This window comes from Micromonospora marincola, assembly GCF_056150385.1.
Genome location: NZ_JAXCFT010000005.1, coordinates 257,455 through 276,736 on the forward strand (window position 1 = coordinate 257,455; position 19,282 = coordinate 276,736).

Genomic DNA, 19,282 nt, shown 5'->3' on the forward strand with positions numbered 1-19,282 from the left:
AGAACTCCTATCCGCCGTGCGGGCGGCACCCGTCGCCGGGCCCGCCCGCACGCGCTGCTCGGGTTACTTGGCGGCGGCCTTCTCGGCGTTCGAGACGGCGTCGGTCCAGCCCTGCTCCGGGGAGCGCTTGCCCAGTTCCACGGTGCGTACGGCGTTCTCCACCTCGGTGCGGACGGCCTGGTTCTTCGGGCCCATGTAGACCGGCTTCAGGTTCTTGGCGCCCTCGGCGAAGATCTTGCCGACCGGGGCCTCGGAGAAGTACGCGTTCTTGGACTCGAGGATCGCCGGATCATCGAGCGCCTGCGGCGACGACGGCAGCGGGCCCTTCGCCTTGAACGCGCCGATCTGACCCTTGGCGCTGGTCAGGAACTTGGCCAGCTCGATCGCCTCGGCCTGGTGCTTGCTCTGCTTGGGCACGGCGAGGAAGGAGCCACCCCAGTTGCCGCCGTCACCGGGGATCTGGGCGATGTCCCACTTGCCCTTGGCGCCGGGGCCGGCGTTGCCCTCGATCACGCCTGTCATCCAGGCCGGGCAGGCGATGGTGGCGAACTTCGACTGCTTGAACGCGGAGACCCACTCCTCGGACCAGGAGCCGTACTTACCGGAGAGGCCGGAGTCGATGATGTCCATCGTGGTGTCGTACGCCTGCCGTACCGCCGGGTTGCTGCCCACGACCAGGTTGTTGTCGTTGTCGTAGTAGCTGTAGCCGGTGGTGTTGCCGGCGGTCTGGAGCAGGATGGTGTTGAACGTGTTCGTCGCGGCGTCCAGGAACGCGACGCCGGTCTTCTTCGCGGTGAACTGCTCGCCGACCTTGACGTAGTCCTGCCAGGTGGGCCAGAGCTTCGACACGGCCTCCCGGTCGGTGGGCAGGCCGGCCTTGGCGAACAGGTCCGTGCGGTAGCACATGGCCATGCCGCCGACGTCGGTGCCGAGGCCGATGAGCTGCTTGCCGTCGGCGGTGAGCCCCTGGTTCCACTTCCAGTCGAGGAAGTTGCCCTTCAGGTCGGCCGCGCCGTGGTCGAGCAGGTTGACGAAGTTCTGCGGGTTGGCCTTGTACTCGACGAGCAGCCCCTCCTCGATGGCGACGATGTCGCCGGCGCCCTTGCCGGCGGCGAGCCACTGGGTGAGCTTCGGCGAGTATTCGTCGAGGTTGCTGCCGGTGCCGCGCTCGACGATCTTCACGTTGGGGTGGCTGGCCATGTACTCCTGGTAGAGATCCGCGTAGCCGAGCTGGCCGAAGGTGTCGACGGTGAGCGTGACCTGCCCGTCGGCGTCGGCCTCGTCGCCGCCGCAGCCGGTGGTGCCGAGCAGGGCGGTGGCGGCGACCAGGGCCACCGCCGCCAGTCGACGGCGCGTGAAGGTGAGCATGCTGTCCTGACCTCTCGGGGTCGTAACGGGTGGTGGAAGGTGGTTCCGGAACTAAGAGAGCGCTCTCTCGACAGCCTGGTGGGTGGCCCGGGACCGTGTCAAGAGAGCGCTCTCAGAGCGTCCGAAAAAAGCGGAGAGGGGCGGTGATCGCCCCTCTCCGCCCGGTTCTCCGCGCTGTCAGCCCACCCGCAGGCCGTCCAACAGGCCCCGCTCGCCGGCCACGCCGAGCGTGTCGAAGCTGACCCGGCCCATCAACGCCAGCAGCAGGTCGCTCGCCGTGCCGGTCACCTGCGCCCGGGCCCGGTGGTCGTCGTGGTCCAGGATCGTCGCGGTGTCAAGCAACGCGACCCCCTCGCCGCGCAGGCGCAGATACCACTCCTGGGCGGCGTCCGTCGCGGTCAACTGGACCACGCCGTGCCACGGACCCGACCCGAGCCGCCGACCCGCCGGCAGCCAGGTGTCAAGCACCTCGCTCACCCCGTCGGCCGCGAGCTTGGACTCGATCGGGTCACCCGCGCCGATGGCGAGCTGGGCGTCCCAGCGGTGCACCGCGGTCTCGTGCGCCACCCGGCGCGGCCAGAAACCCGCCCGCTTCGGCTGCGGCGCGAAGTTCCAGGCCGGCGCCTCCGGGTCCAACCCGTCGAAGATCCCGCACAGGCGCTCGTATTCCTGGGCGAACCACTGGGCCGGGGCGAGACCGGCCGGCGGCTCCGGGTCGTGCCGCTCCGGCCGGCTCGTCGAACCGGCCGTCAGCACGGTGCCCACCCACACGTAGGTCCGGGTCAGGTGATGGGCGAGATCGGTGACCGTCCAGCCGGGACAGGACAGCACAGGTGTCTCGGGAGGCGCCTCCGCCACCGCCGCGGCGAACGCGGGGCCCTCCGTCCGCAACGCGCCGATCCAGAAGTCCTTCGTGTGGTGCAGTCTGCTCATCGCCATCCTCCCGGGGGTGACCGGGCCACCAGTGGGTGCCGCGGCTGCCCCTCAGCCTAGGGTGAAAGGCGTGTCAGACGTCTACGCCGAACCGACGACCGCCACCGGACCGACAGATCCGGGCACCCTGGCGCGCTACACCACCCTACGCCTCGGCGGCCCGGCCGGCCGGCTGGAGATCGCCGCCGACGCCACCGAGATCGTCCGCACGGTGCGCGAGGCGGAGACCCGCGACGAGGAAGTGCTGGTCCTGGCCGGCGGCAGCAACGTGGTGATCGGCGACCAGGGCTTCCCCGGCACCGTCGTGCTCGTCCGCTCCCGGGGGTTCCAGGTCGTCGCCGCGGACGACGACACCGTCACCGTACGGGTGGCGGCCGGCGAGCCGTGGGACGACCTGGTCGCCGCCACCGTCGAGCACGGCTGGGCGGGACTGGAATGCCTCTCCGGCATCCCCGGTTCGGCCGGCGCGACCCCGATCCAGAACGTCGGCGCGTATGGCCAGGAGGTGGCCGAGACGATCGTCGCCGTCGAGGCGTACGACCGCCCGCGCCGCGAGGTGGTCCGGATCGCGGCGGCGGACTGCGGATTCGCCTACCGGGGCAGCGTCTTCAAGTACAGCGACCGCTGGGTGGTGCTCTCGGTCGACTTCCGGCTCACCCCCTCGCCGCTCTCCGCCCCCGTCCGCTACGCCGAACTGGCCCGCGCGCTCGGTGTCGAGGTGGGCGACCGGGTGCCGCTTGCCGACGCCCGGTCCACGGTGCGCCGGCTGCGCGCCGGCAAGGGCATGGTGCTCGACGCCGCCGACCCGGACACCCGGTCGGTGGGTTCGTTCTTCACCAACCCGGTGCTGGACCGCGAGGCGTACGAGCTGCTCCGGGAGCGCGCGGCCGACCTGGGCGAGCCGCCGCACTGGCCGGGCGCCGGTGACGTGGTGAAGGTCAGCGCGGCCTGGCTGATCGACAAGGCCGGTTTCGGCAAGGGCTACGCCGGCCCGGAGGGCGTCGCCATCTCGACCAAGCACACGCTCGCGCTCACCAACCGGTCCGGCACGGCAAGCACCGCCGCCCTGGTGACCCTGGCCCGGGAGATCCGCGACGGGGTGCACGCCCGCTTCGGCGTCCCCCTCCACCCCGAACCCGTCCTGGTCAACTGCACCATCTAACCCGCCCCGCCCCTGCTCCCCGCCCCGGGTCGTCGCCAGCCCTCGAATGGTCGGCTCCTATGTTTTCGTCGATCTTGGACTTGTGGCACCTCCGATATCGACCTAAAGCCGACATTTCCTGGCACCACAAGTCCAAGATCGACGAAACCGCCGGCTCATCCCGTCCGCGCGCGCGGTTGGTCGGGTGACCAAGGAGTTCGCGTCGCCGCAGGGGTGAAATCACTCCTTCCTCACGTGCGGCACGGCGCCGCTGCGAGCGTCCCCGGAGGCCGGCACCTGGGCGATCATGAAGTTGGCGGCGTTCGTTGTCCGGTTTGTCGCCGTCAACTTCATGATCAACCAGTTGAGGGCGGGGTGGGGTGGGGTCAGGTGGTGGGGGTTACGGCGGGCCAGGGGAGGGTCAGGTAGCCGTGGCGCCAGGCTCTCGGGCCGTTCTGGACGGGCCAACCTGACTCTTTCACCGTCGCCACCGTTCGCAGCCAGCGCTGGCGCGGGCCGAACGGGGCGTAGCCGGCGGCGGAGCGCCAGGCGTGCTCCAGCGCGTCGACCAGGTCGTGCACGCGCTCGCCGGGCACGTTGCGGTGGATCAGCGCCTTCGGTAGCCGCTCGGCAAACGACGCCGGGCTCGCCAGCGTGGTCAGTTTCGCGGCAAGCGTGAGCGTGCGCGGACCGGCCGCGTCGAGCAGCACCCAGGCGCCGAGTCGCCCCAACTCGTCGCAGGTGCCCTCGACCAGCAGCCCGCCGGGCGCCAGCCGGCCGGTGATCGTGCGCCAGGCGTCGGTCACCTCGCCCTCGTCGTACTGGCGCAGCACGTTGAACGCCCGCACGAGGGCGGGACGCAGCCCGGCCAGCTCGAAGCCGCCCAGGGCGAAGGTGAGGCCGGGCGGGTCGGCGGCCGGCCGGGCGGCGGCCACGCGTACCGGATCGATCTCCAGCCCGACCACCCGGACGTCGGCGCGGACCCCGGCGGCGAGCCGGGCCCGCAGCTCGACCGCGGTGACCGGGGTGGCGCCGTACCCCAGGTCCACCACGAGCGGGTCGGCGGCGGCCCGGAGCCCGTCGCCGCAGGCTTCGACGATCCAGTTGTCCACCCGGCGGAGCCGGTTGGGGTTCGTCGTGCCCCGGGTGACCACCCCGAGCGGTCGTTCCATCAGAACCTCCCGGTTCGCGACTGCGGGGCTCGCAAGACCGGCTCACTCCTCGCGCTTCACGCTAGTTCCGGTGGACCTTGTGCTGGGCGGCCTGGGCCAGCGGGCGGACCACGAGCTGGTCGACGTTGACGTGGTGCGGGCGGGTGGCGCACCAGGCGACGCAGTCGGCCACGTCGTCGGCGACAAGCGGCTCGGCCACCCCGGCGTAGACCGCTTCGGCGCGGTCGGCGTCACCACCGAACCGGACCAGCCCGAACTCCTCGGTCCGCACCATGCCCGGGTCGATCTCGATCACCCGGACCGGCCGGCCGGACAGCTCCAGCCGGAGCGTGCCGGCGATCGCGGTCTGCGCGTGCTTGGCCGCCGTGTAGCCGCCGCCGCCCTCGTAGACGACGTGCCCGGCGGTCGAGCCGACGATCACCACGGTGCCCGCGCCGGAACGCTCCAGCGCCGGGAGCAGCGCCTTGGTGACCCGCAGCGTGCCGAGCACGTTGACGTCGTACATCCACTGCCAGTCGCCCACGTCGGCGGTCTCGACCGGGTCCAGGCCGCGGGCCCCGCCGGCGTTGTTCACAAGCAGGGTGACCGGCCCGGGCGCCGCGTCCGCCGCGGAGGCCAGGTCGGCGACGGACCCGTCGGAGGTCACGTCGCAGGCCACCGCGGTCGCCGCGCCGCCGGCCGCCTCGATCGCCGCGACAAGCGCGGCCAACCGGTCGGTACGCCGCGCGGCGGCGAGCACGTGGAAACCCTCGGCGGCCAGCCGGCGGGCGGTGGCCGCGCCGATCCCGCTCGATGCTCCGGTGACGATGGCGACTGAGGTCATCCGGACATTCTCTCCCGCCGCCCGGCCCCGCGCGGTGATGAGGTCCGTCACGCCCGGGAGCCCGCGTCAGGTATTTCCGAACCCCGATGGGGAAGATGACACCCGGCGTACGGGTTGACCGAGAAGCGCCGGTCGTGCGGGGCGGCAGCAACCGTGACAGAGGGAGCGGACGTGGCGGAGTTGCACACCGGTGTCGGTCGTCAGCGTGGTGCCCTGCCGTGGCCCCGGCCCCGCCGCATCGCCACACTCTCGGTGCACACCTCGCCGCTACACCAACCCGGCACGGGTGACGCGGGCGGCATGAACGTCTACATCCTGGAGGTCGCCCGCCGGTTGGCCGCGGCCGACGTCGAGGTGGAGATCTTCACCCGGGCCACCTCCGGCGACCTGCCCCCGGTGGTGGAGATGGCGCCCGGGGTGACCGTCCGGCACGTCACCGCCGGGCCGCTGGAGGGGCTGACCAAGGAGGAGCTGCCAGGTCAGCTCTGCGCCTTCACCGCCGGTGTGCTGCGCGCCGAGGCGGCCCGCCCGCCGGGCCACTACGACCTGATCCACTCGCACTACTGGCTCTCCGGCCAGGTCGGTTGGCTGGCCAAGGAGCGCTGGGGCGTGCCGCTCGCGCACACCGCGCACACCCTCGCCAAGGTCAAGAACGCCCGGCTCGCCGCCGGGGACCGGCCCGAGCCGAAGGCCCGGGTGATCGGCGAGGAGCAGGTGGTCGCCGAGGCGGACCGCCTGATCGCCAACACCCGGGTGGAGGCCCGCGACCTGCTCGACCGGTACGCGGCAGACCCCGGTCGGGTGGCCGTGGTGGAGCCGGGCGTGGACCTGGACCGGTTCCGCCCCGCCCCGGGTGACCGGGAGGCCGTGGCCCGTGCCGCCCGCCGTCGTCTCGGCCTGCCTGTCGACGGGTACGTGGTCGCGTTCGTCGGCCGGATCCAGCCGCTCAAGGCGCCGGACGTGCTGATCCGCGCCGTCGCCGCGCTGCGGGAGCGGGATCCCGCGCTCGCCCGTGAGCTGACCGTGGTGATCTGTGGCGGCCCGAGTGGCAGCGGGCTGGACCGGCCCACCGCGCTGATCGAGCTGTCCCAGTTGCTCGGCGTGGCCGACCGGGTGCGTTTCCTGCCGCCGCGGACCGGCGACGACCTGCCCGCCCTCTACCGCGCCGCCGACCTGGTCGCCGTGCCGTCGCACAACGAGTCGTTCGGGCTTGTCGCGCTGGAGGCCCAGGCCTGCGGCACGCCGGTGCTTGCCGCCGCCGTGGGCGGGCTGGTCACCGCCGTACGCGACGGTGTCAGCGGGATGCTCATCGACGGGCACGATCCGGTCGATTGGGCGCGGGCCCTGGCCCGCCTGCTGCCCGAGCGGAGACGTCGGGCGGCGCTGGCCCGCGGGGCAGAGCGGCACGCCCGCGACTTCTCCTGGAACCGCACGGTCTCCGGACTGCTCGCGGTCTACGGGGAGGCGATCACCGAGCACCGCGCCCGGCTGGCCGGTCGGCTCGGCGATCCCGCGCTCGCCTGCTCCTGGTGACCGCGCCGCCGCCCGGCGACCGCCGTCCGGCGACCGTAGAGTGGGTGCGATGAGCCGCACGAGTGAGGTCGCCGCGCTGATCGAGAGCGTGTGCGCGGAGCGCGAGCTGGAGTGGGAGTCCACCGGCGAGTCGTCGTACGCGGTGACCCTGCCGGGCACGCACAAGCTCAAGACGATCTGCAACCTGATCGTCGGCGAGCACGCGTTGCGGATCGAGGCGTTCGTGATGCGCCAGCCCGACGAGCGCCGCGAGGAGCTGTGGGCCTGGCTGTTGCAGCGCAACGCGCGGATGTACGGCGTCTCGTTCTCCATCGACGCGGTCGGCGACGTCTACCTGACCGGCCGGGTCAACCTGGCCGGGCTCGACGCGGACGAGATGGACCGCCTGTTCGGCTCCGTGCTGACCTACGCCGACGAGTCGTTCGACAGCATGCTGGAGATCGGGTTCGGCACCGCCATCCGCCGGGAGTGGGAGTGGCGGGTGAAGCGGGGCGAGTCGACCGCCAACCTGGCCGCGTTCGCCCACCTCTTCGAGCCCTCGGCCCCGGCCGGCTCGGCCGCCGGAGGTTCGGAGCCCTCCTGACGGGTATGCCGCACCGCGCGGTGCGGAGCACTGGGACCCACCGCGGGCCGAGGACGGACTGTCGAGGAGCGTGTCCCATGGCTCAGCGCAACAGCTCAGGTCGCGGCACGACCGCGACCCGCACCAAGCGGCAAACCGGTAACCAGGCCCCGAACACCCCGATGGTGTCGGAGTCCGAGATCTCCCGGATGAAGGTCGACGACATCCGGGGCCAGCTCCGCCGTCGTGGGGTCTCCGGGATTTCCACGCTGCGCAAGCCGGAGCTGGTGAAGACGCTCGCGCGGACCATGCGCGCGGAGGGGCGCGGCGGCGCGGCCCGGCGGAGCACCGGCCCGGCCGGCCGGCCGGCGGGCACCCGCCGGGCCGCCGCCGCGAAGAAGACCACCGCGGCGAGGAAGAGCACCACGGCCTCGCGCCGCGCCGCGACGTCGCCGGCCAAGTCCGCCCCGGCCACCCGGGCGACCGGGGCCAGGGCCAAGGCGACGGGTACGCGCAAGGCGGCGCCCGCTCGGGCCAAGGCGACGTCGTCGCGCGCCAAGGCGACCGCGTCGCGGACGAAGGCCACTCCGTCGCGGGCGAAGGCTGGCCCGTCTCGGGCCAAGGCTGCCCCTTCGCGGGCGAAGGCGGCTCCGTCCCGGGCCAAGGTCACTCCGTCGCGGGCCAAGGCGGCACCGGCGCGGAGGGCGGCGTCGGCTCGCGCGCAGGCCGCGCCGACGCGCGGGCCCGCGTCCAGTCGGTCGATCGGGTCCTCGCAGCTCATCGCGTCGCTCGCCGACCGTCCCGAGCGTCCCGGTCGCAGCCTGGTGACCCGTAACCACGAGGTGATCCAGCGCTGGGCCCGGGCCCGGGGCGCCAAGCCGGCCACCATCGCCGGCACCGAGCGGGGCGACCGGCCCGGGGTGCTGACCTTCAACCTTCCGGGCTACCGGGAGAGCAGCCGGATCCGGGAGATCACGTGGGACGACTGGTTCCGGACATTCGACTCGCGGCGGCTGAACCTGATCTATCAGGAGCAGATGCGGGACGGCCGGCAGAGCAACTTCTTCCGGACGGAGAACCCGAATCGCGAGGACGGCTGAGGGTTTACGGGAATGGTCGCCGGGAACCCCGTGTTGGCGATGGTCGGAGGCCGGAGCAGGGACGGGCCGATTTCCGACATCGGTGCTGTGACGGGTAAGACAGCGATGCGGGTTGAATCCGGAATCTGCGCGAACTAGCTTTATTGCACCGCGTAGCGCTTGTTTTCGTTCGGGGGAGCGGCGGATCGATCAGATCCGCGCAAGCGAGACGCGATGATCGGGTGGAGCACGCCGTTGGGGGACGGTGCCGCCCGTGGAACCGGCGGCGCGAGCGGGCGACGCTTACGGGGGTGAGTGTCGCCCGCCGCCGCCGGGCGTACGGTCAGAGCGCCCATCTCGACGGGGGTCGGGGTGGGCGCTCTGCCGTTGTTCAGCGGTGGACCTTCTCCGGCTCCCGGGCGGCGGCCCGTAACGCGGCGACCCGGCGTTCCCGGGGGCCACCGGCGAGCAGGTGACCGGCCGCGGCGCACAGTCCCAGCCCGCCCACCACCAGCCAGTGCCGCTCGCCGAGACGCTCCAGGCTGAGCCCGCCGAGCGCGGGCGCCACGAAGGACGCCGCCGGGAACGTCAGGTAGAAGACCGACTGGTAGCGGGCCCGTAGCCGGGGCGGGGCCAGGTCGGCGTTGATCTGGGCGTTCGGCGGGGCGGCGAGCATCTGCCCGACCGTCCAGACCACCGCCGCGCCGAGATACAGCGACAACCCGTCGGCGACCGTCAACGCGCCGAACCCGAGCGCCATCAGCCCGGTGGAGACGGCCAGCACGGTCGAGGAGCGGTGCGCCGCGATCAGCCGGGGCACGAACAACTGCCCCACCACGATCAGCGCCCCGCCGAGCGCCACCACAAGCCCGTACGCGCTCGGGCCCAGTCCGTCCGCGCGCATCGCCAGCGGCATGATCGTCGACGTCTGCATGGTCAGCACGGCCAGCAGGAAGGTCAGCCCGACGAACGCGAGGAAGGTGCGGTCGGTGAGCGCGGTGTGCAGCCCGGGCCGCCTCCCCTCCACGGCCCGTGGGGTCACCACCTGGCGGGTCAACGTCTCGGGCACCGTGAGCGCGATGACCACAGCCGCGGCAAGCGTGGCTCCGGCGTCGACCAGGAACAGCGCCACGAAGCTCGCCTCGGCGAGCACGCCGGCCAGCAGCGACGCCACCGCCATGCCCAGGTTGAACGCCCAGAACTGGAGGTTGAACGCCCGCGACCGGGCGGCCTGCGGCACCACGTCCACGATGGCCGCCACGAACGCCGGGCCCGGCATCGAGTGCGCCACCCCGACGAGCGTGGCCAGCACGGCGATCATCGCCAGGTGCCGGCTGAACGCCAGCGCCGCCATCAACCCGGCCGCGGTCAGGTGGGCGGCGAGCAGCGTGGCCCGCCGGCCCCACCGGTCCGCCAGGACGCCGCCGACCAGCGTGCCGGCCGCGCCGCCGATGCCGTACGCGCCGACGACGAGCCCGGCCAGGGACGGCGAGGCGTCCCGCGCGGAGGTGAGGTAGAGCGACAGGAACAGCAGCGCGAACGCGCCGGCCCGGTTGATCAGCAGCCCGGTCCAGAGATACCAGAAGGTGGCGGGCAGTCCACCGGCCGTGTCGTCCCACAAGCGCCGCAGGCCGTGCACCCGTCCTCCAGGAAGGTTTCCTTACCGATACGCCGCGGTACCGTACCCGGCGTACTCAGGAACCGACCTGGACCGGCGCGGCGGGTGACGTGGCCGCGGCCTCGGCCGCCTCCGGCGCCGGGGTGCGGGCCATGGTGACAGGCGTGACGGCCGTCCCGGCGGCGCGGAGCTGGGTGGCGCGACGCTCCCGGGCCGGGCCGGAGACCAGGTGCGCGACCGCCGCCACGGCGCCGACCCCGGCGCAGGCCAGCCAGAGCGCGGTGTTGCCGGCCTGCTCCCGGAGCAGGCCGCCGAGGATCGGCGCGCTCGCGCCGGCGAGCTGCCAGGAGAGCGAGAAGGCGCCCTGGTAGCGACCGCGCAGTGCGGCCGGCGACAACTCCGCGATCAGGGTGGCGTTGGAGGGCGCGTTGAGCATCTCGCCGAGCGTCCAGATCAGCACCGTGAGCCCGTAGAGCCAGACCGTGTCGGCGAACGCGGTGAGCCCGAACCCGACCCCCATGATGAGAGCGGCGAGCGCCAGCACGTGCGACCGGCTCCGGCCGGCGATGAGCCGGGGCACGAAGAGCTGCCCGATCACGATGAGGACCCCGTTGAGCGCGATCACCGAGCCGTAGGTGGCGGGGCTGAGCCCGGAGTCGGCCATGGCGATCGGCAGCATCGAGACGTACTGGAGGAAGACAAGCGCGCCGAACAGGTTGAGCGCCACGAAGCCGAGGAAGACCCGGTCGCGCAGGATGGTGCGCAGCGCGCCCGCCGGGGCCGGCGCGCTCGTGCCGACCGGACCGGGCGACGCGGTCCGGGTCTCGCCCACCCGGGTGAAGATGATCAGCCCGGTGACAAGCGTGGTGGTCGCGTCCACCAGGAAGAGCAGCAGGTAACCGGCCTCGGTGGCGAGCCCGGCCAGGACTGCGGCGCAGGCGAAGCCGAGGTTGAGCGCCCAGTAGTTGAGCGAGTACGCGCGGAGCCGGTTATTCTCCGGCACCACGTCGATGATCATCGCGGCGAAGGCCGGGCGGGCCGCCTCGGCGAACATGCCGAGCAGCAGCGCGCCGACCGCCACCGCCCAGAGCGGCCGGGCCAGGCCGAGCGCGACCATCATGGTGGCGGCGCCGAGGTGCGCGGTGAGCAGCGTGGGTCGCCGGCCCCAGCGGTCGGTCAGGGTGCCGCCGACGGTGGTGCCGACCGCGCCGCCGGCGCCCCAGAGCCCGATCACCAGACCGGCCTGCGCGGCCGAGAAGCCCCGCTGCTGGGTCAGGTAGATGGCGAGGAAGATCAGGACGAACGAGCCGAGCCGGTTGATGAGGGTGCCGGTCCAGAGGTACCAGAAGGAACGCGGTAACCCGCCCGCCGTGTCCTGGAACCAACCCCGCACCGTCCGCATCCCAACGCCCCCGTGTGGTAATGACCGATCAATCTCAGATGCCTTACAACCTAGTCCCGGGTCGGAACGCCGGTCATCCGCATTTCCACGTGGTGGTCGTCACCACAGGTCCCCGCGTGTCCGCCCGGCCGGTACGGCAGGATGATCCGCATGACTGCGAGCGAAGGACCCACCGTCGGGACGCTGGTCCTGCTGCGGCACGGCGAGAGCGACTGGAACGCCAAGAACCTCTTCACCGGGTGGGTCGACGTCGACCTGACCGCCAAGGGTGAGACCGAGGCGCGGCGTGGCGGCGAGCTGCTCCGCGAGCACGACCTGCTGCCGGACGTGGTGCACACGAGCGTGATGCGCCGGGCGATCCGCACCGCCGAGCTGGCGCTGAACGCCGCCGACAGGCACTGGATCGCGGTGCGCCGGTCGTGGCGGCTCAACGAGCGCCACTACGGCGCCCTTCAGGGCAAGAACAAGAAGCAGACCCTCGAAGAGTACGGCGAGGAACAGTTCATGCTCTGGCGCCGGTCGTACGACACGCCCCCGCCGCCGATCGACGACAATGACGAGTGGTCGCAGGTCGGCGACCCGCGGTACGCGCTGCTGCCGACCGAGCTGATGCCACGCACCGAGTGCCTGAAGGACGTCGTCGAGCGGATGCTGCCCTACTGGTACGACTCGATCGTGCCGGACATCCTGGCCGGCCGGACGGTGCTGGTGGCGGCGCACGGCAACTCGCTGCGCGCGTTGGTCAAGCACCTCGACCAGATCTCCGACGAGGCGATCGCCAAGCTGAACATCCCCACCGGCATCCCGCTGCGCTACGACCTGGACGCCGACCTGCGTCCGCAGGTCCTGGGAGGCACCTACCTCGACCCCGAGGCCGCCAAGGCGGCTGCCGCCGCGGTAGCCAACCAGGGCCGCTGATGTAAGGCGGGGCCCCCTTTTAACGCCTCCGGTAGAGGAGGGGCCCCTTCTTAACACTCCCCTGTTAAGAAGGGGCCCCTCCTTGCCTGGGGCCCGCCGGTGGGTCAGGCGGAGGGAGAACCGGTGATCAGATAGACCACGTGCTCACCGGCGTTCACCGCGTGGTCGGCGAAGCGCTCGTAGAAGCGGCCCAGCAGGGTCGCGTCGATCGCGGTCTCCACCCCGTACGGCCAGTCGTCGCCGAGCAGCACGCCGAAGAGACTCTTGTGCAGGTCGTCCATGGCGTCGTCGTCCCGGTCCAGCTCGGCGGCGACGTCGGCGTCGGGCTTGGCAAGCACCGCGCCGATCTTCTCCGCCATCCGGTCGGCGATGCCGGCCATGTCGGTGAAGACCGGCCGCAGCTCGGCCGGCACCGCCGGCGACGGGTGCCGGCGCAGCGCCGTCTTGGCCACGTGGTCGGCCAGGTCGCCCATCCGCTCCAGGTCGGCGGCGACGTGCAGGGCGGTGATCATGGCCCGCAGGTCGGAGGCGACCGGGGCCTGTCGGGCCAGCAGGTCGCAGACCCGCTCCTCCACGTGCCGGTAGAGGTCGTCGATCTCGGCGTCCCGCGCGATCACCGTCTCGGCCGCGCCGCGGTCGGCGGTGAGGAGCGCCTTGGTGGCCTGCCGCATGGCCGCGCGTACCGCCTCGGCCATGTCCACCAGCAGTTGGCTGACAATCTGCAGGTCGGCCCGGAACTCGTCGCGCATCGTCACTTCCTGGGGTCGGTGGCCGCGGCCCGAGGCGGGTACGGCGTGAGCAGGTGCGCGCCCCACGGTAGGCCGGATGGCCGGCACCAGGGTGAACGCGGGTGAACGACGCGGGACCCATGGGTGAACATTCTCGGAAGCGAGAGTGATTCGTCCCCTTGTGCCCGTTCCTTGGGTTAACAATGACCCTACGATCGCCGGGTGGAATGGGCAGTGGCCATCGCGGTGGCCGTGGCGTTGGTGGCCGGACTGGTCGCCGGATCGACGCTGTCCGGTTCCGTGGCGGAATGGCGGCGCCGGTGGGCGTCGCGGGGCGGCGGGACCTCCCGTCGTGACGCAGGGAGGCCGACGATTCCGGACGAAGCGCAGGGGGGCCTATCCGGGCTCGGCCGCAAGACGATCGACTCGCTCCGGGCCGGCGTGGTGGTGCTCGACGCGGACGACACGCCGGTGCTGGTGAACCCGGCCGCCCGCGCGATGGGCCTGCTCCGGGCCGGGGCGACACCGGGGTCGATCGCCGCGCACCCGTTGATCCGTACCCTCGCCGGGCAGGTCCGCCGCACGGGCGTGCGTCGCGAGATCGAGCTCGACCTGCCGCGGGGCCGCGACAGCGCCGGCGACAACCCGCTCGGTGTGCACCTGCGAGCCATGGGACTGGGCGCCGGCTACGTCTCGATCGAGGCCGTCGACGTCACTGAGTCGCACCGCCTGGCCCGGGTACGCCGGGACTTCGTGGCAAACGTGAGCCACGAGCTGAAGACCCCGATCGGAGCACTCCAACTGCTCGCCGAGGCGCTCGTCGACGCCACCGAGCCGGCCGGTGACGGCGCGCCCGACCTGTCCGAGGACCTGGTCGCCGCGCGGCGGTTCGCCGAACGGATCCAGCACGAGTCGACCCGGCTCGGCCGGTTGGTGCAGGAGTTGCTGGAGCTCACCCGGCTCCAGGGCGCCGAGCCGCAGCCGGCCCCCGAACCGGTCTCCGTGGACTGGGTGCTCGCCGAGGTGATCGACCGGACCCGCACCCCGGCCACCGCCCGCCGGGTGGAGATCGTCGTGGGTGGGCAGCGGGGCCTGACCGTGTACGGGAGTGACAGCCAACTCGCCACCGCGGTGGCGAACCTGGTGGAGAACGCGGTCACCTACTCGGCCGAGGACACCACGGTCCGGGTGACCGTGCGGGGCACCGACGAGCACGTCGAGATCGCGGTCGCCGACCAGGGCATCGGCATCGCCCCGAGCGAGGTCGACCGGATCTTCGAGCGCTTCTACCGCGCCGACCAGGCCCGCTCGCGCTCGACCGGCGGCACCGGCCTGGGACTGGCCATCGTCAAACACATCGCCAGCAACCATGGCGGCCGGGTGGATGTGTCGAGCACTCTTGGTGGGGGTTCGACGTTCACCCTCCGGCTGCCTGCCCGCCCCCCGGACGACCTGGAGGCGACACTCGCCTCGGCTGGGATCGAGGCCGGCCCGGCCGAGCTCCGGCAGGTCTGACCACAGGAAAGGAACACCCGTTGAGCCGCGTACTGGTGGTCGAGGACGAGGAGTCGTTCTCCGACGCCCTGTCCTACATGCTCCGCAAGGAGGGGTTCGAGGTTTCCGTCGCCGCGACGGGCACCTCCGCCCTCACCGAGTTCGACCGGACCGGCGCCGACATCGTGCTGCTCGACCTGATGCTGCCGGAGATGTCGGGCACCGAGGTCTGCCGCCAGCTCCGCCAGCGGTCGCACGTCCCGATCATCATGGTCACCGCCCGGGACAGCGAGATCGACAAGGTGGTCGGCCTGGAGATCGGCGCCGACGACTACGTGACCAAGCCGTACTCGCCGCGTGAGCTGGTCGCCCGGATCCGGGCGGTGCTGCGCAGGCAGACCGCCGAGGCGAACGAGACGGGCGCCCCGACGCTCGCCGCCGGCCCGGTGCGGATGGACATCGAGCGGCACGTGGTGACCGTGGACGGGACCGGCGTGCAACTGCCGCTCAAGGAGTTCGAGCTGTTGGAGTTGCTGCTGCGCAACGCCGGCCGGGTGCTCACCCGGGGGCAGCTCATCGACCGGGTCTGGGGTGCCGACTACGTGGGCGACACCAAGACGCTCGACGTGCACGTGAAGCGGTTGCGGTCGAAGATCGAGCCGGAGCCGTCCACGCCGCGCTACATCGTCACGGTGCGAGGTCTGGGCTACAAGTTCGAGCCGTGACCGCCCGGCTGGCGTGGGTCTGCCGCTCCCGTGCACCCGGCGCGTGCCCGGTTCGCCGCTCTGACGCGCCGGAGTCTGTCCCTGTTCGCCGGTCCGGGATCGACTCGTAATGCGAGACGGAAGGCGGCTTGATCTCGCGGCAGCGCTCGCGTACGTGCGTGCTCGGGTCAGGCACCTGCGTCCGCGCCTTTGTAGTTGAGGGCAGAGACGACTCAGACCTCTTCCCCGCACGGTAGCCACCCTGCCGTTTCGGATGTGCCGGATGTCCGGGTCCGGCGGTGGGGGTGTTCACGACGCGCTGATGCACCCATGGTGCTCCACTCACGGCTCGGCGGAGCACGGGTGGAACGCCATGGGTGCCTCCGGCGCGGTGGTGCACCCACACCGTTCCAGTCGTGGCCCGGGCGGAGTGCGGGTGGAACGTCATGGGTGTCTGCGGCGCGGTGGTGCACCCACACCGTTCCAGTCGTGGCCCGGGCGGAGTGCGGGTGGAACGTCATGGGTGTCTGCGGCGCGGTGGTGCACCCATAGCGTTGCAGTGGTGGGCTTGGGGGAGCGCGGGTGGAATGTACGGGTGTGTGACGGGCGTGTGGAATGCCGGTCGTGGTGTGCCGCCCGGGTGTTCCGGGTGGGTGGGGTGTCCGGTTCGGGGGTGGTGGGTGGCACTCTGACGGTGGAATCGGCCCGGGGGTGCGGGCGTTGTAACCCGGTGAACGACCGAAGAAGGCCAGCGCACCGGTTCGCCGCGCTGCCGACCCGCCCCCGGGAATGGCGGTGGGTAGCCGGTCGTTACACAGTCTCCCGGCCCCGTGGTGTGGCCCTGCCCCGCGGAGCAGCCGGTCCCCCCGCAAAACCTGAGTGCCTGACGGTGCTTGCCCGCGTGCCAACCCCCCTCTCGGTGCGCGTCGTCGACCCCCGAATGGAGCCCTCTGATGAACACGATCCTGCGTAAGAGCATTCTCGGTGTTGCTGGTCTCGCGTTCACCGGTGGTGTGTTCGCCGGTCCGATCGCCGCCCACGCCGACACCCCCACCCACACCACCAAGCCGGTCGCGGCCGTGCAGGCCGAGGGCAAGCAGTCGACCATCACCCTCAACGACGAGCAGACCGCCAACGTCAAGGCGATCATCGCGGCGACGAAGAAGGCCGGCCTGCCCGAGCGGGCCGCGGTCATCTCCATCGCCACCAGCCTCCAGGAGTCGAAACTGGAGAACCTGGGCCACCTCGGCGACACCAACGACCACGACTCGCTGGGCCTGTTCCAGCAGCGCCCCTCCTCCGGCTGGGGCAGCCCGGAACAGATCACCGACCCCGAGTATTCGACCCTGGCGTTCCTGAAGGGTCTGAAGCAGGTCGACGGCTGGCAGGACATGCCGCTGACCGAGGCCGCCCAGACCGTCCAGGTGTCGGCCTACCCGGACGCCTACGCCCAGTGGGAGAACCAGGCCACCGACCTCGTCACCACGCACTGGACCAAGTAAGCGGCACCGCGAAGGCCGGCACCCCGAACCACGGGGTGCCGGCCTTCAGCGCATCACCTTGACGTTGAACAGTGCCGTGCCCAGCCGGCCGTAGAGGCGCAGCCAGATCGGCATCAGCATCTCGGTGCCCCGTGCCGTGGTGATGTCGCCCAGGTCGATCACGTCGGTGTGGCCGAAGCTCGTGAGCAGGTCGGCGACCGCCTTCTTGGCCTCGGCGTCGTCGCCGGACATGAAGACGCTGTGGTCCCCGCCGCCGAGTTGCCGAGGGTGCGTCATCAGGTCGGCGGTGAGCGTGTTGAGCGCCTTCACCACCCGGGTACGGGGAAACGTCCGCTGGATCAGTTCGCCGAGCGAGTCGTCGTTGAGCACCGACAGGGTGGGCGGAAAGCCCTGGCTGAAGTCGAGCGGATTGGCGACGTCGAGCAGGATTTTGCCGGCCAGGTTCTCCGCGCCCGCCGCGTGGAGCGTGGGGAGGGAGCCGTCGCCGCTTGTCGCGTTCACCACCAGGTCGGCTCCGGCGGTGGCGTCGGCGTGGACGGCGAGGGTGATGCCGGGGTGGCCGGCGGCCCAGTCGCCCCAGTCCCCGTCCCGGGTGGCGGCGACGTCACGGGTGCCGACGACGACCTCGTGGCCCAGTTCGGCCGCGCGGGCGGCGATCGCCCGCCCGACCATGCCGGTGCCCAGCACTGCGATACGCATGTGGATTCCGTCCTCCGGTAGTGCGCGACGCCGATGCGTGCGCTCCGTACGACCGAGACTAACAGACAGGTCTGTATACCTGAAGGGCGTGAACGGATAGGCTGCGACGGACACCGAGGAGGACCCATGGCCCGCACTCCCGCCGGCGCCGCCCGGGAGCGCATCCTGGCAACCGCGTTCCGGCTGTTCTACGCGTACGGGCCGCGTGGCGTCGGGGTGGACACGGTGATCGCCGAGTCGGGCGTCGCGAAGGCCACCCTCTACAAGCACTTCCCGAGCAAGGACGACCTCGTCCTGGCGTACCTGGAAAAGGTCGACCGGGCCTGGTCCGGCGCGCTGCGGGACGCGGCCCGGGCGGCCGGCGACAACCCCCGGGCCCAGCTCGTCGGGATGTTCGACGCGCTCACCGGGGCCTGCCGTCGGGAGGGCTACCACGGCTGCGCGTTCATCAACACCGCGGCCGAGTCGCCCGCCGGCGGCCCGGTGCACGCCCGTACGGTCGAGCACAAGAATGCGGTGCGGGCCTGGGTGACCGACCTGGCCCGGCAGGCCGGGGCGGCCGAGCCGGAGCTGCTGGCCCGGCAGCTCACCCTGTTGCTCGACGGCGGTCTTGCCGGCGGTGTGCTCGACGCCGACCCGGCGGTCGCCGAGGCTGCCCGGCGCAGTGCCCAGGCACTCGTCGACGCGGCGCTCCCGAAGCGTTAAGCGGGGGCCCTTCCTCTACCGGAGGCGTTAAGCGGGGGCCCTTCCTTACTCGCTGGCGGGGTGGGGGGCGATCTGGCCCTTACGGTGGCGGGCGGCGCAGAGTTCGGCCAGCTTCGCGTACGCGGGCGCGCCGATCAGCGCGGTCAGCTCCGGGCCGTAGGAGACGTACATCGGCTCGGTGCCGACGTGCGCGTCGGTGGAGGAGGTGCACCACCAGTCCAGGTCGTGGCCGCCGGCGCCCCAACCGCGCCTGTCGAACTCGGCCAGCGTGGAGATCAGCACCTTGGTGTTGTCCGGCCGCGTGTGCCATTCCTGGTCGCGGCGGACCGGCAGTTGCCAGCAGACGTCGGGCTTGTATTCCAGCGGGTGCACGCCGTCGCGCAGCGCCTGGGCGTGCAGGGCGCAGCCGCCCCCGGCGGGGAAGTCGGCGTCGTTGAGGAACACGCACGGCGCGTCCACGCCCTGGGTGGCGGTGCGCCGGGCCGGTGTCTTGCCGTCGACCGTGTCGTTCTCGGTCCAGTTCTTGAAGCCGCGGCGGAAGTGCTGCCAGGTCTCCGGCGTGAGCCGCTTGACCGCCGCCCGGACCCGCTTCTCGTCGTCGGAGTCGGTGAAGAACGCGCCGTGCGAGCAGCACCCGTCGGCGGCCCGACCGGCGACGATGCCGTGGCAGCCCCGGCCGAAGACGCACGTCCAGCGGGACAGCAGCCAGGTCAGGTCGGCCCGGACGACGTGCTTCGGGTCGGCAGGGTCGACGAACTCGATCCACTCCCGCGGAAAGTCCAGCCCGACCTCGCGGCTACGCGGGTCGTCCGGGTCGTCCACCAGCACGTGAAGCTCGATCTGCCCTGTCACCCGACCAGCGTACGCGCGGTCACCCCGGCCGGCCGGCGAGCCGACGAAA

The 19,282-nt window shown here is 72.0% G+C and carries 18 protein-coding genes; 9 read left to right on the forward strand and 9 right to left on the reverse strand.

Annotated features, from left to right (window positions below; all coding sequences use genetic code 11):
• Window positions 1-63: 63 nt before the first annotated feature.
• Together SM450_RS14740 and SM450_RS14745 are read right to left on the reverse strand one after the other, a co-directional pair.
• Window positions 64-1,368 (reverse strand): ABC transporter substrate-binding protein, encoded by a 1,305-nt coding sequence (locus tag SM450_RS14740; protein ID WP_474620300.1) that lies wholly within the window; start codon window positions 1,366-1,368, stop codon window positions 64-66.
• A 177-nt stretch (window positions 1,369-1,545) separates the two neighbouring features.
• Window positions 1,546-2,301: a maleylpyruvate isomerase family mycothiol-dependent enzyme gene (locus tag SM450_RS14745; protein WP_474620301.1), complete on the reverse strand. Its 756-nt coding sequence runs from the start codon at window positions 2,299-2,301 to the stop codon at window positions 1,546-1,548.
• Window positions 2,302-2,371: 70 nt separating this feature from the next.
• Between SM450_RS14745 and SM450_RS14750 the strand changes: the two genes are divergently transcribed.
• Window positions 2,372-3,463 (forward strand): UDP-N-acetylmuramate dehydrogenase, encoded by a 1,092-nt coding sequence (locus tag SM450_RS14750; protein ID WP_474620302.1) that lies wholly within the window; start codon window positions 2,372-2,374, stop codon window positions 3,461-3,463.
• A gap of 365 nt (window positions 3,464-3,828) precedes the next feature.
• Here the strand turns inward: SM450_RS14750 and SM450_RS14755 are convergent, their stop codons facing one another.
• The gene (locus SM450_RS14755) at window positions 3,829-4,614 is read right to left on the reverse strand and encodes a class I SAM-dependent methyltransferase (RefSeq protein WP_474620303.1); all 786 of its coding nucleotides are present in this window, start codon (window positions 4,612-4,614) and stop codon (window positions 3,829-3,831) included.
• A gap of 61 nt (window positions 4,615-4,675) precedes the next feature.
• Complete coding sequence (locus tag SM450_RS14760; protein ID WP_474620304.1) at window positions 4,676-5,437, reverse strand: SDR family NAD(P)-dependent oxidoreductase; 762 nt, start codon at window positions 5,435-5,437, stop codon at window positions 4,676-4,678.
• Window positions 5,438-5,608: 171 nt separating this feature from the next.
• Here SM450_RS14760 and mshA point away from each other — a divergent pair, with 171 nt between their 5' ends.
• From mshA to SM450_RS14775, 3 genes are all read left to right on the forward strand, one after another.
• Window positions 5,609-6,970, forward strand: a complete 1,362-nt coding sequence (gene mshA, locus SM450_RS14765) for a D-inositol-3-phosphate glycosyltransferase (RefSeq protein WP_474620305.1) — start codon at window positions 5,609-5,611, stop codon at window positions 6,968-6,970.
• A gap of 49 nt (window positions 6,971-7,019) precedes the next feature.
• The gene (locus SM450_RS14770; RefSeq protein ID WP_474620306.1) at window positions 7,020-7,553 is read left to right on the forward strand and encodes a type III secretion system chaperone family protein; all 534 of its coding nucleotides are present in this window, start codon (window positions 7,020-7,022) and stop codon (window positions 7,551-7,553) included.
• A gap of 77 nt (window positions 7,554-7,630) precedes the next feature.
• Window positions 7,631-8,632 (forward strand): hypothetical protein, encoded by a 1,002-nt coding sequence (locus tag SM450_RS14775; RefSeq protein ID WP_474620307.1) that lies wholly within the window; start codon window positions 7,631-7,633, stop codon window positions 8,630-8,632.
• 370 nt (window positions 8,633-9,002) lie between these two features.
• Here SM450_RS14775 and SM450_RS14780 read toward each other — a convergent pair whose 3' ends face one another.
• Window positions 9,003-10,250: an MDR family MFS transporter gene (locus SM450_RS14780; RefSeq protein ID WP_474620308.1), complete on the reverse strand. Its 1,248-nt coding sequence runs from the start codon at window positions 10,248-10,250 to the stop codon at window positions 9,003-9,005.
• A gap of 55 nt (window positions 10,251-10,305) precedes the next feature.
• Entirely contained in the window at window positions 10,306-11,631 is a 1,326-nt protein-coding gene (locus tag SM450_RS14785; RefSeq protein WP_474620309.1) for an MDR family MFS transporter, read from the reverse strand.
• 150 nt (window positions 11,632-11,781) lie between these two features.
• On the opposite strand from SM450_RS14785, the gene SM450_RS14790 reads away from it, so the two are divergent.
• The gene (locus SM450_RS14790) at window positions 11,782-12,549 is read left to right on the forward strand and encodes a phosphoglyceromutase (protein WP_474620310.1); all 768 of its coding nucleotides are present in this window, start codon (window positions 11,782-11,784) and stop codon (window positions 12,547-12,549) included.
• A 104-nt stretch (window positions 12,550-12,653) separates the two neighbouring features.
• Here the strand turns inward: SM450_RS14790 and phoU are convergent, their stop codons facing one another.
• Window positions 12,654-13,298 (reverse strand): phosphate signaling complex protein PhoU, encoded by a 645-nt coding sequence (gene phoU / locus SM450_RS14795; protein ID WP_474620311.1) that lies wholly within the window; start codon window positions 13,296-13,298, stop codon window positions 12,654-12,656.
• Between the two features lie 201 nt (window positions 13,299-13,499).
• Here phoU and SM450_RS14800 point away from each other — a divergent pair, with 201 nt between their 5' ends.
• From SM450_RS14800 to SM450_RS14810, 3 genes are all read left to right on the forward strand, one after another.
• Window positions 13,500-14,792 carry a sensor histidine kinase gene (locus SM450_RS14800; RefSeq protein ID WP_474620312.1) on the forward strand — a complete coding sequence of 431 codons (1,293 nt, stop codon included), beginning with the start codon at window positions 13,500-13,502 and terminating at the stop codon, window positions 14,790-14,792.
• Window positions 14,793-14,812: 20 nt separating this feature from the next.
• Window positions 14,813-15,496: a response regulator gene (locus SM450_RS14805; protein WP_474620313.1), complete on the forward strand. Its 684-nt coding sequence runs from the start codon at window positions 14,813-14,815 to the stop codon at window positions 15,494-15,496.
• Between the two features lie 932 nt (window positions 15,497-16,428).
• Window positions 16,429-16,977, forward strand: coding sequence for a hypothetical protein (locus SM450_RS14810; RefSeq protein WP_474620314.1), 549 nt, complete (start codon window positions 16,429-16,431; stop codon window positions 16,975-16,977).
• A gap of 45 nt (window positions 16,978-17,022) precedes the next feature.
• On the opposite strand, the gene SM450_RS14815 is transcribed toward SM450_RS14810, so the two are convergent.
• Window positions 17,023-17,676 (reverse strand): NADPH-dependent F420 reductase, encoded by a 654-nt coding sequence (locus SM450_RS14815; RefSeq protein WP_474620315.1) that lies wholly within the window; start codon window positions 17,674-17,676, stop codon window positions 17,023-17,025.
• Window positions 17,677-17,802: 126 nt separating this feature from the next.
• Here SM450_RS14815 and SM450_RS14820 point away from each other — a divergent pair, with 126 nt between their 5' ends.
• The gene (locus SM450_RS14820; protein WP_474620316.1) at window positions 17,803-18,381 is read left to right on the forward strand and encodes a TetR/AcrR family transcriptional regulator; all 579 of its coding nucleotides are present in this window, start codon (window positions 17,803-17,805) and stop codon (window positions 18,379-18,381) included.
• Window positions 18,382-18,426: 45 nt separating this feature from the next.
• Here SM450_RS14820 and SM450_RS14825 read toward each other — a convergent pair whose 3' ends face one another.
• Entirely contained in the window at window positions 18,427-19,233 is an 807-nt protein-coding gene (locus tag SM450_RS14825) for a DUF3109 family protein (RefSeq protein ID WP_474620317.1), read from the reverse strand.
• Between the last annotated feature and the right edge of the window lie 49 nt (window positions 19,234-19,282).

Bases quoted from the DNA above. Each gene is read 5' to 3' on its own strand.
- SM450_RS14785 (WP_474620309.1), bottom strand. From the start codon at position 11,631: ATGCGGACGGTGCGGGGTTGGTTCCAGGACACGGCGGGCGGGTTACCG.
- SM450_RS14820 (WP_474620316.1), top strand. From the start codon at position 17,803: ATGGCCCGCACTCCCGCCGGCGCCGCCCGGGAGCGCATCCTGGCAACC.
- phoU (WP_474620311.1), bottom strand. From the start codon at position 13,298: ATGCGCGACGAGTTCCGGGCCGACCTGCAGATTGTCAGCCAACTGCTG.
- SM450_RS14815 (WP_474620315.1), bottom strand. From the start codon at position 17,676: ATGCGTATCGCAGTGCTGGGCACCGGCATGGTCGGGCGGGCGATCGCC.
- SM450_RS14790 (WP_474620310.1), top strand. From the start codon at position 11,782: ATGACTGCGAGCGAAGGACCCACCGTCGGGACGCTGGTCCTGCTGCGG.
- SM450_RS14770 (WP_474620306.1), top strand. From the start codon at position 7,020: ATGAGCCGCACGAGTGAGGTCGCCGCGCTGATCGAGAGCGTGTGCGCG.
- SM450_RS14740 (WP_474620300.1), bottom strand. From the start codon at position 1,368: ATGCTCACCTTCACGCGCCGTCGACTGGCGGCGGTGGCCCTGGTCGCC.
- SM450_RS14810 (WP_474620314.1), top strand. From the start codon at position 16,429: ATGAACACGATCCTGCGTAAGAGCATTCTCGGTGTTGCTGGTCTCGCG.
- SM450_RS14755 (WP_474620303.1), bottom strand. From the start codon at position 4,614: ATGGAACGACCGCTCGGGGTGGTCACCCGGGGCACGACGAACCCCAAC.
- SM450_RS14745 (WP_474620301.1), bottom strand. From the start codon at position 2,301: ATGAGCAGACTGCACCACACGAAGGACTTCTGGATCGGCGCGTTGCGG.
- SM450_RS14760 (WP_474620304.1), bottom strand. From the start codon at position 5,437: ATGACCTCAGTCGCCATCGTCACCGGAGCATCGAGCGGGATCGGCGCG.
- SM450_RS14775 (WP_474620307.1), top strand. From the start codon at position 7,631: ATGGCTCAGCGCAACAGCTCAGGTCGCGGCACGACCGCGACCCGCACC.